Raw genomic sequence first — 11,000 nt, 5'->3', positions numbered from 1 at the left:
CGTTTTATACGTGGCGTAAGAAGTTTGGTGGCATGGAAATACCTGAAGTAAAAAGGCTTAAGTCACCTGAAGAAGAGAACGCCCGCCTCAGGAAGCTGCTCGCCGAAGCCATGCTGGATAAAGAGGCGCTACAGGTGGCTCTGGGCCGAAAGTACTGACGACAGACCAGAAGCGGGAAGCCGTGACAGTGATGTGTAAAGCGACAGGTCTGTCGCAACGTCGTGCCTGCAGGCTGACGGGTTTGTCCCTGTCGACCTGCCGTTATGATGCGCACCGTCCGGCTACTGATGCGTATCTGTCTGCACGTATCACCGAACTGGCACTGGAACGCCGACGTTTCGGTTACCGGCGTATCTGGCAGCTTCTGCGTCGTGAAGGCCTTTGCGTTAACCACGGAGACGTAAAATCACAAAAAAGCTTTTAAAACAGAGAGATGAATTTTCTGCGAGATCCTTTTCAGAACCTGAAAACTGAAAAACACTGAAATTCTTTTCAGTTCCGTTTTTTCCGCAAGCCGCCAGCAGTAGTGCGGGCTGCCGGGATGGGGTCAGGCGATGATGCCCTGGTACTTGCTGCGGGTCTGTCCTGCCTTGCCAGCCGTCTGCGTAAAGGCGCTGGCGTTGATCGTGGTTTTGCGCGTCACATTTTCGCGGTTTTCCGTCCGCGTCAAGCAACTGCACATCCACCGCATAGCGAGGACATGTGGTGCTGGCTACGCCACGGTTTGCTGCGCAGGAAGTCAAGAAAAGCAGAGCGGGCAAGTCCGTTTTGCCCAAGTCAAACTGACGAGGCGGGCTTCCGCTATCCGCCATGCCTCGTTCCAGCGCAGTAATCCATCGCCAGGATTTCTCCTCCGGAGCCCCTCAGACAATAGAGCGCAGCACGCCGCCATCCACGCGCAAGGCCGCGCCGGTCGTCGCCGAGGCTTGTTCCGAAGCGACATAGACCACCATGTTGGCGACTTCCTCTGTGGTGGCGAAGCGCTGGATCAGAGTGGTCGGGCGCATCGTTTTCAGGAAGTTCTGTTCGGCCTGCGCTGGCGTGATGCCTTGTTCCTGCGCGGTGGACCTCATCCAGTTGGACAGGATTTCCGAATCCGTCGGGCCAGGCAGTATCGCGTTGACGGTGATGCCGCTGCCAGCGACGAGTTCGGCCAGCCCGCGCGACACCGCGAGCAACGCGGCCTTGGTTACGCCGTAGTCGATCATTTCCCTGGGAATGTTCAGCGCCGACTCGCTGCTGATGAACACCACGCGACCCCAACCACGCGTTGTCATCTTAGGAATGTAGTGGCGCGCCAGGCGCACGCCGCTCAACACATTGAGCTGGAACAGGTCCAGCCATTCAGAATCGACCTGGTCGAAGAAATTGTTCGGGTGCGCGGTGCCTGCATTATTGACCAGAATGTCGACGTCCGGCGCATGCGCGATCAACGCCGCACAACCATCCGCCGTGGCAACGTCGGCGGCGATGCCGTCCAGTTCGGCGAACGGCAACAGCGCGCGCATTTCGCGCAGCGCGGCATCCACGCGCGCCTGTGTACGGCCGTTGATCACCACCGCCGCGCCAGTCCTTCGGCAATCGCGCGACCAATGCCAGCGGTGGAGCCAGTGACGATGGCCTTGCGGCCCTTCAGTTCGATGTGCATGGGATTTTTCTCCGTTCGAATGTTGAAAATGTCAGTCTGCTTTCTTCGCCACTGCGGCTTCAGCCGCATGTGCGAGGCGTTCGACCCAATCCTGGTGATAGCGATACAGCGCGCCGGGATATTGGCGGCCGATCACGTCGAGGAAGAATTCGCCTTGCTGTGTCTCTTCGGTCAGCACATGGCAGCCTTCGGCCGTCGGCGTGATAACCCAGCCGTGGTAAGCGCTGGAATCCGTTTCGTCGCCATCGACGGTGGTCGCCCATGCCAGCCGACGGTTCGGCACGCACTCGGTCACCGTCAGTGACATCGGGTAGCCGACCGTCACCCGGTGGTAGCGCGTGCCCAACTGCAATTCTGGTTCGCCGGAGAGGATCTCCACCTGATCTTCGGCAGGGAAATAGCGCGACCAATGCGTGGCATCGACCAGCAGTCTCCACACCGCTTCCGGCGGGGCTTTCACGTCGATGTCGTTGAGCGCGTAGAGGGATGAAACGCCCGGGTGATAGCCTTCGGGCCAGATGACTTTGTCGATCATGTGCGTAATCCTCGATGCTGTCGGAAGGCTCAGGCGAGCTTGACCAGGTCCTGGAAAATCAGTGGTGCCCACGTACTGCCGCACGCCTGCACCAACGCGCCGCCTTCGGCGAGCTTGCCCAGCCATACAGGCGCGAAGCCGAGGCGTTCGGCCAGCGCCGCGACCGGTGGCACCGCGTTATCGTCGTCGCTGGACAGGAACACCACACGGTGCCCACCTTCGATATTCGGATCGGCGGCCAGTAAACCGGCGGGCAGATGATTGAAGCCCTTCACAACATTCGCACCGGCAAACGCCCTTGCGATGACGCAGGAAGAGGGCTGACCGCCGAGTTCTTCGACGGGCACGCCGTACGCATTGGTCACGTCGATGATCGTCTTGCCTTGCCAATTCGCCCGCGACCTGGCGACGGTCACGTGTTCCGCGAATGGCACGGCGAGGAAGATGACGTCTGCCTGCAAGGCGTCCTGCAACGTCCTGGGCGAGACGGCCGAACCGATGGCTTGTGCCTGCGGTGTCAGTGCTTCAGGTGTACGCCGACTGGCGACGGTGACTTCGATGTTCTGGCGGGCGAAGGCACGGGCAAGTGCCTGCCCCACAGCGCCAAAACCGATGATCGAATACGACATGAAATTTCTCCTGACACTAATGTTTGTGTGAGGAGGAGAGTAATTTAATTCCATTTTGATGATAATATGCACATTCATCATAAAACTTATTCCGGAAAAGAATGGATAGATTTCAGGAATTAACGGCCTTCATCGCCGTGGTCGAGACCGGCGGCTTCTCTGCGGCAGCACGTAAGACGGGTGATTCACAATCGGGGATCAGCAAAGCGGTGAATGCGCTGGAGAAACGTCTTGGCGTAGCGCTGCTCCATCGCAGCACGCGCAAGGTAACGCTGACCGAGCAGGGGCAGAAGTACTACGAACGCACCAAGCCGTTGCTCGATGAAATCCAGGTGGCCGATGGCGAATTGACCAGTAGCGTACAGACCGTGTCCGGCCTGATGCGCATTGCCGCGCCTTCAACGTTCGGACGGCTGCATGTGCTGCCGCTGATCCCCGAACTGCTATCGCAGCATCCCGGCTTGCGCATCGATCTGGTGCTGTCCGATGCGTTGCGCGACATGATCGAAGACCGGATCGATCTGGCTATCCGCATCAGCCAGATCAATGATCCGGATTCCGTAGTGCGGCGCGTGACGGGCACTTCGCTGGTTTGCGCCGGCTCCCGCCACTACTTCGAGCAGCACGGCATTCCCGGGACGCCCGCCGATCTGGCCGACCACAACTGCCTGATCTACGGCGAAATGACCGAATGGCCGTTCACCGGGCCGGAGGGGCATTTCAGTGTTCCGGTGCGCGGCAATCTCTCGTCCAACAGTGTCGAAACCATTCTGGCTGGCGTGGTGGCGGGCGTCGGTATCGGCCTGTTCCATCGCGCATCGCTGGTCGGCGAGTTCCAGCATTCGGATGTCATCACCGTGCTGGATGAATTCATGCACGAGCCACGCGACATCAGCCTTGTCTGGCCGAAGCGTCGGTTTGTGCCTACGCGCGTGCGTCGGGCGACTGACTTTCTTGCCTCGGCGCTCTCGAAACGTATCCAGGACGGCAAAATTAACTATCCCCCGCTTACGCCTTGAATACTCAAAGCGCATCAAAGAATTACGGGCAGAAGCGACTGCGGGTGTGATTTTGTGGGAAAAAGCTGAGACCACTCACGCTGGCAGCCTCTCTGCCAGCGTGAGACCGCTTTAGAAAAGAATCATTAACCATATTCCCCCAACGGTTTTCGGTATTTTTGCTGAAAGCGGTGGAAATACCTGCGATGAAAAAGCTGAAACCTCTTTCACATCCTGTATCGCGTAGCCATTAATATTTAGCGCTCTAATATTGATATAAATGGAGAATCATTAATAGCGACCAACGTATTTCCTTTGCGTTGCCATTTCAGACGGCTATCCGAATCGTCAGGGTATTTTTTTAGACCGCCAGGCCGAACAAGTAATTTGATACAGTTATTAATCGATAACTGAAGATTCCGGGAAACCGCCCCTTTCTTTTCGCCTTTTTTCGCCCACTGATCGCCTGCTTTTGGCGGAATACCTTTGACGCATAACCATTGCAACGTCTCACCATCGTTGCGGAAAGTGCCGCCGGTACGGACAATACGTAATCGGCTGGATTGTTGCCCATCCAGGCGCATCAGGGGCGGCGTAACAATAAATGGCGCCTTATCCTTTTTGTTTTCCGTCAGCACCTGAGACTGAATTAAAATAGGGTAATTGTGCGGATTGGTTACCGTCAGGGTTGCCCCATTGGAATCAGGATCATAAATCAGGCGAGAAGCGCCAAGCCTGACTAAAGACATCCGGCTGGAGGTTTCAGGGCTGGAGAGCATTGCTAAAACACTATCTGTAAAAAAATAAACAGATGCGATGATGAGTGAAAATACTGCAATCCTTTTCTTCACGTGACATCCTGTATAAAAATCGAAGAAAAAACGCTAAATCATTGTTTCCGGCAGGCTCTCATCCGGAGAGCGTTATCGGTTTAATTGCCCGGCAGAAAAAGATCACCCATTGAATGCACAATACCGTTCGTCATTATTTATGCAGCAACAGCATCATATTATAAATAACGGCAACCTATGTTCTGAGCCATGATAACAACAATATCAACAACATGAATTCTTTCCATGTAGTTATTTAGCGATTTTATAAAATACAAAAACTTTATTTTCGAAATACAACCATCATCGCCACATTAAAATTTCACCCAGCAATGATGGATGCAAAAAATCATGACATAAATAATAACAAAAGAGAATCTATCGAAGTCACCATGCAAATTTAATAAAAAATTAAAGCCATCTATATTAAAATTAATTATTCATAGTAAAATATTAAAAATCATTACAATACAAAAACCTAACAGGTTGCACCGGTAAATATAACCCCTCATTTTTCTGTCAGGGGAAAAGAAAAGTCGTCACTCTCAGCCAGCCCATTCTTAATTTTAAAAAATATTCCAGATTATTCTTTCCCTGCATCCGATAAACCAGGCCACCTTCAACGAGTTTGATCATCGCCTGCCCGAAGCCGTCTGGCACCATAAAATAAAAACCCCGACAGACCTGAACCCGCCGGGGTTTGCATCCAACCGGCGCCCGCTAAATGACAGAGCGCAGCAGTTTCTCAAAACCTCACGCCACTTCCGCGCCATTCACCCCCATAAACTGGCGGATGCGTTGCAGCGCTGGTGTCGCTTCGCCGTGGCGAATATTTTCCGGCGTGGTATCGGCCTGAATAGTGCCTTTATCCATCAGCACCACGCGGTCAGAAATCGCCAGCGCAAAATCCATTTCGTGGGTCACAATCACCATGGTCATCCCTTCCCGCGCGAGATCGCTTATCACTTTCAGCACTTCGCCGACGCGTTCCGGATCCAGTGCCGAGGTCGGTTCGTCGAACAGCATAATATCGGGCGATAGCGCCAGCGCGCGGGCAATCGCCACCCGCTGCTGCTGCCCGCCGGAAAGTTGGTGCGGATATTTGTTCATATGGGCCAGCAGGCCGACTTTATCCAGCAGCCACAGCGCCTGCGCACGCCGTGCGGACTCCTGCTCCGGCTGCTGGTGATAACGCTGCGCCAGCATCACGTTCTGCAAAATGGTGTAATGCGGGAACAGATTAAAACCCTGAAAAACCATGCCGATGCGGCGAATACCCTGCTTGCGTAAACGGGAGTGGCGGTTGTCGCCGGCCTGAATAAAACTTTCGCCAAATAGCACAATCTCACCGCTATCCAGCGTCTCCAGACCATTAATACTGCGGATAAGCGTGGTTTTCCCGGAGCCGGAAGGCCCGATCACACTGACCACTTCGCCGGGCGCGACCCGCAAATCAATATCCTTAAACACCGGGTTTTGCCCCCAGGTTTTCTGGATCTGTTTCATCAACAGCGCGTCAGGCGTACCGTGCTGTTCGACAGCCTGACGTTTAGCCAACGGCACGGCCTGCTGGCGCAGCGCGTCAAGCTGGTTATCATGCAAGGTTTGCGGGGTTTTCACCTGCACGTTCGCCCAACGCTCCAGCGCCTGGAACAGCAAACTGAAAACGGAAACGATCAGCACGTAATAGACCGCCACCGCCGCCAGCGTCTCCATCACCAGAAAGTTTTCCGCGTAGAGTCGCTGCCCGGTCATCAGCAGTTCCGGCAGAGAAATCACCGACACCAGCGAAGTCTGTTTAACAATGGTAATAAACTCATTCACCAGCGCCGGTAACGCAATGCGCAGCGCCTGCGGGATCACCACCTTCCGCTGAATGCCGAGGTAGCTGAAACCCAGTGCATAGCCGGCCTCATGCTGGCCCTTCGCCACCGAGATCAGGCCGCCGCGGTGGATCTCTGCCATATAAGCCACTTCAACCAGAATGGTGGCAAGAAGCCCGGCAAAAAAAGCATTGCCGAGCACCGCGCCGCTGGCCGGGAACATCTGCGGCAGGTTATAAACAAACACCACCAGCACCAACAACGGCACGCTGCGAAACAACCAGATGTAGACCTGGCAAACGCTTTTCAGCCAGAGAGGGCCGGATAACCTGGCGCTGGCGACCACAAACCCCAGCACCAGTCCCGCGCACCAGGCAAGCACGCTGAGTTCCACCACGGTGACGCTGGCTTGCCAGAATGTCGCCATCGAAAACAGTGAAAAGAAGTAGTCCCAGTTAAATGTCATGCGTGCCGCTCCCTTATCTGGTGAGGCCAGGCGCTATCAACGCGCCTGGGTTTCGGTGATGCCATAACGGGCGTATTTCTGCAGCAGCGCGGCGTATTTACCGTTTTCACGCAGGGCGTTCAGCGCGGCGGTAATTTCGGTTTTCAGCGCGGTGTTGCCTTTCTTCACATAAATCCCCAGCGTCTGCGGATAAATGGTCTGCGGCGAGGTGATTTTGACGCGGCCATTGCTGCGCTCAGCGAACATACTCACCGCGCCAGCAATATCCACCTGCGCCTGCACATTGCCGGAAAGCAGAGCCTGCAACGTCTCCGGCGCAGTGGGGAACTCTTTCACGGTGATGCGTTCTTTACCGTTTGCTTTACAGTAGTTTTCCGACAGATCACGCAGTTTGGTCACCCATGAAGTGCCCTGCTGCAAACCGACGGTTAAGCCGCACAGATCCTGTTCGGTTTTTGGTGCGACCTTGCTGTCGCTGCGCACCATAATGTAGGCCCCGGTATCGGCATAAGGAATGGCGTCGGCCTGCGCGATGCGCCCTTCGGTGATGTACAGCGCGGAAATCACCGTGTCGTGACGATTGGCGTTCAGCCCGAGGATCAACCCGGCGAATTTGGTGTCGGCCAGTTGCAGTTTCAGGCCCATTTGATCGCTAAGGAGCTGTGCCAGCTCAGCATCAAAACCAACAATTTTATTATCCTGCCAGGATTCAAACGGCGGATAGGCCACTTCCAGCCCGACTTTCAGTTCTCCGGGCGTCAGAATGCCGTCTGCGGCGCTGGCCGCCGACATGCCCGCCATCAGCGCCGCTGCGGCGCAAAGCCCACGTAACATTTTCATTTTTTTCATTCCCCTGCTCCTGTAGAAAGCCGCCGCCGATGATGCGCATCAGCAAGCTGGCAAAGTAGTTCAAACATCATGGTGGCACCGGTCAGGCTGGTCAGATTGCCCTGATCAAACGGTGGCGAGACTTCCACCACGTCGGCTCCCACCAGATTTAACCCCTGTAATAAACGGATCCCTTGCTGCCCCTGTAGCGAGGTCAGCCCGCCGATTTCCGGCGTTCCGGTTCCCGGCGCGTACACCGGATCCAGCACATCAATATCAAAACTCACATAGGTCGGCTGCTGACCCACAATGGCTCTGGCCCGCGCCATGACTGCTGCCATGCCCTCTTCGACTACCTGCTCCATGCGAATCACCGTGATGCCGTTGTCTTCGGCCCAGCGATGATCTTTTTCGCTGAACAACGCGCCGCGAATGCCAATCTGCACGGTGCGTTTCGGATCCAGCACGCCCTCTTCCACCGCGCGGCGAAACGGTGTGCCGTGGGTAAAGCGCTCGCCGCCGAAATAGGTGTCGTTAGTATCGGAATGTGCATCAAAATGGATCATTCCCAGCGGCTGCTCACGCCCTAACGCCCGTAAAATGGGTAGCGTCGTCAGGTGATCGCCACCGGCGGTCAACGGCATCACCTTTTGCTCATGCAGCGCGCGGTACCAGGCCTCGATCAGCACCAGCGTGTCCTGCACATCTACCGGGTTGACCGGCACATCCCCCAAATCACCGACGCGGGCCTGGTCATACGGCGACTGAAAAGTCACCGGATGCACCCGCCGTACCAGGCTGGAGGCATTGCGTAATTCACGCGGGCCGTGCCGGGTTCCCGCCCGGTTGGTGGTGCCACCATCCCACGGCACGCCAACCACGCCGATATCGAGCGATGCAATTTGCGCGCCAAACGGCAGGCGAAAAAAGGTCGGCAGCCCGCTGTAGCGCGGAATTTCGCCGCTTTGCGGCTGCGGGTAATCCACTGGCGTTGAATGATTCACAGACGTTTTTCCCCCTGATAATGAACACCGGGCAACACACACAACATTTCGTACAGCAGGTTGGCGCCAAGCTGCGCCGTGATCCCGCTGATATCGTAAGGCGGAGAGACCTCCACCAAATCGCCGCCAATCAGGTTCAAGCCGCGGCAGCCACGTACAATCTCCAGCGCCTGAATCGCGCTCAGCCCGCCGACTTCCGGCGTGCCGGTGCCTGGCGCCCAGGCGGGATCGATGCTGTCAATGTCATAGGAAAGGTAGACCGGCCCGTCGCCGAGCATTTCGCGGATCTCTGCCATCAGCGGCGTCAGGCTTTTATGCCAGCACGCTTCTACCGGGATCAGTCGAAATCCCTGCTCCACGCCCCACTGGAAATCGCCGCTGGCATAGCCCTGCGCACGCTGGCCAATCTGCACCACGCGTTTGCAGTCCAGCAGCCCCTCTTCCACCGCCCGGCGGAAGGTGGTGCCGTGGGCAATCTTCTCGCCAAACATCTCGTCGTTGGTGTCGGTGTGGGCATCCACATGAATCAGCCCGACCGGGCCATGTTTTTTGGCGAGCGCGCGCAGGATCGGCAACGTCAGGGTGTGATCGCCGCCGAGCGTCAGCGGGATCACCGGCCACGCATTGAGTTCGCTATAAAACGCTTCGATAAGATCGACAGACTTCAGCAGGCTGTAGGTATTGATCGGCACATCGCCAATGTCCCCCACCTGCAATGACTCAAACGGCGCAGCGCCGGTCGCCATGTTGTACGGGCGAATCATCACCGATTCGCTGCGGATATGGCGCGGGCCATAGCGGGTACCGGCCCGCTGCGACGTACCGACATCCAGTGGAATGCCGACAAACGCCACATCCAGCCCGGCCGGGCTATCGCAATACGGCAGACGCATCATGGTGCTGCGTCCGGCGAAACGGGGCATGTCGTTACCGCTCTGCGGCTGGTGAAAAAGAGTTTCCATGCTGACTCGCTCCTCGCAATACAGGGTGTGTTGCGAAGATAGTGCCCGGGGGGAAACGGCGAAAAAATAGCAAAATACAAAAAATTAGTTTAGAAAAGTGAAAACTAATTACGCGCGAAAAAGAGGGCAATCGACTGTCATGGCTGCAAAATTTCCCAATCTGCGGTTAATGCATATTTTCGTCACCGTGGCGAAACATCAGGGCTTTGCCAGCGCGCAACAGGATCTCAACCTGACGGTATCGGCCATCAGTAATTACATGAGCGAACTGGAAGAGAAGCTGGGTTTTGTGCTGTGCCGCCGGGGGCGGGGAGGTTTTGCACTCACGCCGAAAGGCGAAGCGTATTTGCAGCAAAGCATGACGCTACTGAATACGCTGGAAAACTTTGAGCGCTACACCGCCTCGCTGCGCGGCGAACAGGGCGGGACGCTCAACCTTGGCGTCATTGACTCGACCATTACCGACCCGATGTTGCCGATCACCGATGCAATTGGGCAGTTCAGCGATCTCTTTCCGCTTGTGCATCTGAATCTGCAAATCAAAAACCCGAACGCCCTGCTACACGGCATTTTAAATAATGAACTGGATATCGCCGTCGGCACCTTTTCATTACAGGGAAACAGCGTGGTTTCGCATCCGCTGTACCGCGAGCAACACTGGTTATATTGCAGCGATCAGCACGAATTATTCGGCGTGCGCCATCCGACCGTCGCACATATTTCGCAGATGCGCATGGTGACCCGCAGCTACTGGAGCGCGGCGGATTTGGGGAAAAAAGGCTTTAAGCAGAGCGTGGCCAGCGTGGAGAGTATGGAAGCGCAGTTGATGCTGATCCTGTCCGGAAAATACATCGGTTATTTACCAGAACACTATGCGCTGCCGTGGGTGCAGCAGCAACGCCTGCGCGCCCTGCTGCCGACCGATTACGGCTACCAGGCGCCGTTTTCCCTGATCTTCCGCCGCGGGCGCAGCAAAGAGATCCTGATCCGCACGCTGCGCGATTTACTGCGCAGCGCGTCGAAATCGTGGAAAACGCGGCGTTAGCAATGCCAAAACAAAAGGCGCGTCCTGCGCCTTTTGTTCGTTTATTACCGCATTCCCGGCCCCTGATACATACCACCACCGCCGCCGTGACCGCCACCGCCAGGGCCACCACCGCCGGGTCCCCACGGTCCCCAGGGGCCAATACAACCGGTCAGCGCGCAGGCGCTGGCTAACATCAGCACGGCAAAAACTACTTTTTTCATATCCACTCCTCAGGGACATCACAGGTAAA

Annotated in this window: 11 protein-coding genes and 2 pseudogenes; 3 read left to right on the top strand and 10 right to left on the bottom strand. The window is 56.1% G+C overall.

Annotation, left to right across the window (positions count from 1 at the left end; all coding sequences use genetic code 11):
- A pseudogene (locus CWM66_RS22770) lies at positions 1 to 394 on the top strand (IS3 family transposase); the annotation flags it as partial.
- Here the strand turns inward: CWM66_RS22770 and CWM66_RS28955 are convergent.
- From CWM66_RS28955 to CWM66_RS22755, 4 genes and pseudogenes are all read right to left on the bottom strand, one after another.
- The gene (locus CWM66_RS28955) at positions 387 to 812 is read right to left on the bottom strand and encodes a hypothetical protein (RefSeq protein ID WP_158262965.1); all 426 of its coding nucleotides are present in this window, start codon (positions 810 to 812) and stop codon (positions 387 to 389) included. The pseudogene CWM66_RS22770 and the gene CWM66_RS28955 sit on opposite strands and share 8 nt — an antisense overlap.
- A gap of 51 nt (positions 813 to 863) precedes the next feature.
- Positions 864 to 1,648 (bottom strand): annotated as a pseudogene (locus CWM66_RS22765) (SDR family NAD(P)-dependent oxidoreductase).
- 31 nt (positions 1,649 to 1,679) lie between these two features.
- A complete protein-coding gene (locus tag CWM66_RS22760) occupies positions 1,680 to 2,108 on the bottom strand; it encodes an SRPBCC family protein (protein WP_233218420.1) in 429 nt (142 codons plus the stop codon).
- A 104-nt stretch (positions 2,109 to 2,212) separates the two neighbouring features.
- Positions 2,213 to 2,812, bottom strand: coding sequence for an NADPH-dependent F420 reductase (locus CWM66_RS22755; protein WP_107147330.1), 600 nt, complete (start codon positions 2,810 to 2,812; stop codon positions 2,213 to 2,215).
- A 101-nt stretch (positions 2,813 to 2,913) separates the two neighbouring features.
- On the opposite strand from CWM66_RS22755, the gene CWM66_RS22750 reads away from it, so the two are divergent.
- On the top strand, positions 2,914 to 3,831 hold the full coding sequence (locus CWM66_RS22750; protein ID WP_107147329.1) for a LysR family transcriptional regulator: 918 nt from the start codon (positions 2,914 to 2,916) through the stop codon (positions 3,829 to 3,831).
- Positions 3,832 to 4,067: 236 nt separating this feature from the next.
- Here the strand turns inward: CWM66_RS22750 and CWM66_RS22745 are convergent, their stop codons facing one another.
- The 5 genes from CWM66_RS22745 to speB (CWM66_RS22725) form a co-directional block, all read right to left on the bottom strand.
- Complete coding sequence (locus CWM66_RS22745) at positions 4,068 to 4,661, bottom strand: fimbria/pilus periplasmic chaperone (RefSeq protein WP_144136108.1); 594 nt, start codon at positions 4,659 to 4,661, stop codon at positions 4,068 to 4,070.
- Between the two features lie 732 nt (positions 4,662 to 5,393).
- Positions 5,394 to 6,929 (bottom strand): amino acid ABC transporter permease/ATP-binding protein, encoded by a 1,536-nt coding sequence (locus CWM66_RS22740; protein WP_107147327.1) that lies wholly within the window; start codon positions 6,927 to 6,929, stop codon positions 5,394 to 5,396.
- Positions 6,930 to 6,965: 36 nt separating this feature from the next.
- On the bottom strand, positions 6,966 to 7,778 hold the full coding sequence (locus tag CWM66_RS22735; protein ID WP_007370689.1) for an ABC transporter substrate-binding protein: 813 nt from the start codon (positions 7,776 to 7,778) through the stop codon (positions 6,966 to 6,968).
- On the bottom strand, positions 7,775 to 8,761 hold the full coding sequence (gene speB / locus CWM66_RS22730) for an agmatinase (RefSeq protein ID WP_090398473.1): 987 nt from the start codon (positions 8,759 to 8,761) through the stop codon (positions 7,775 to 7,777). The genes CWM66_RS22735 and speB (CWM66_RS22730) overlap by 4 nt, the downstream gene beginning before the upstream one ends.
- Complete coding sequence (speB, locus tag CWM66_RS22725; RefSeq protein WP_090398475.1) at positions 8,758 to 9,723, bottom strand: agmatinase; 966 nt, start codon at positions 9,721 to 9,723, stop codon at positions 8,758 to 8,760. The genes speB (CWM66_RS22730) and speB (CWM66_RS22725) overlap by 4 nt, the downstream gene beginning before the upstream one ends.
- A gap of 139 nt (positions 9,724 to 9,862) precedes the next feature.
- On the opposite strand from speB (CWM66_RS22725), the gene CWM66_RS22720 reads away from it, so the two are divergent.
- Positions 9,863 to 10,768, top strand: coding sequence for a LysR family transcriptional regulator (locus tag CWM66_RS22720; RefSeq protein WP_007370686.1), 906 nt, complete (start codon positions 9,863 to 9,865; stop codon positions 10,766 to 10,768).
- A gap of 44 nt (positions 10,769 to 10,812) precedes the next feature.
- Here the strand turns inward: CWM66_RS22720 and CWM66_RS29130 are convergent, their stop codons facing one another.
- The gene (locus CWM66_RS29130) at positions 10,813 to 10,971 is read right to left on the bottom strand and encodes a hypothetical protein (protein WP_007370685.1); all 159 of its coding nucleotides are present in this window, start codon (positions 10,969 to 10,971) and stop codon (positions 10,813 to 10,815) included.
- Positions 10,972 to 11,000: the final 29 nt, after the last annotated feature.

Origin of the sequence: Kosakonia sp. H7A, from assembly GCF_003028445.1 — a bacterium.
In the GTDB taxonomy this organism is placed as follows: domain Bacteria; phylum Pseudomonadota; class Gammaproteobacteria; order Enterobacterales; family Enterobacteriaceae; genus Kosakonia; species Kosakonia radicincitans.
This window is presented reverse-complemented; position numbering and strand designations above follow the sequence as displayed.

Excerpts from the sequence above, each read along its gene's own strand:
- CWM66_RS22750 (WP_107147329.1), top strand. The coding sequence starts at position 2,914 with ATGGATAGATTTCAGGAATTAACGGCCTTCATCGCCGTGGTCGAGACC.
- CWM66_RS29130 (WP_007370685.1), bottom strand. The coding sequence starts at position 10,971 with ATGAAAAAAGTAGTTTTTGCCGTGCTGATGTTAGCCAGCGCCTGCGCG.
- CWM66_RS28955 (WP_158262965.1), bottom strand. The coding sequence starts at position 812 with ATGGCGGATAGCGGAAGCCCGCCTCGTCAGTTTGACTTGGGCAAAACG.
- speB (WP_090398475.1), bottom strand. The coding sequence starts at position 9,723 with ATGGAAACTCTTTTTCACCAGCCGCAGAGCGGTAACGACATGCCCCGT.
- CWM66_RS22755 (WP_107147330.1), bottom strand. The coding sequence starts at position 2,812 with ATGTCGTATTCGATCATCGGTTTTGGCGCTGTGGGGCAGGCACTTGCC.
- CWM66_RS22740 (WP_107147327.1), bottom strand. The coding sequence starts at position 6,929 with ATGACATTTAACTGGGACTACTTCTTTTCACTGTTTTCGATGGCGACA.
- CWM66_RS22735 (WP_007370689.1), bottom strand. The coding sequence starts at position 7,778 with ATGAAAAAAATGAAAATGTTACGTGGGCTTTGCGCCGCAGCGGCGCTG.
- CWM66_RS22720 (WP_007370686.1), top strand. The coding sequence starts at position 9,863 with ATGGCTGCAAAATTTCCCAATCTGCGGTTAATGCATATTTTCGTCACC.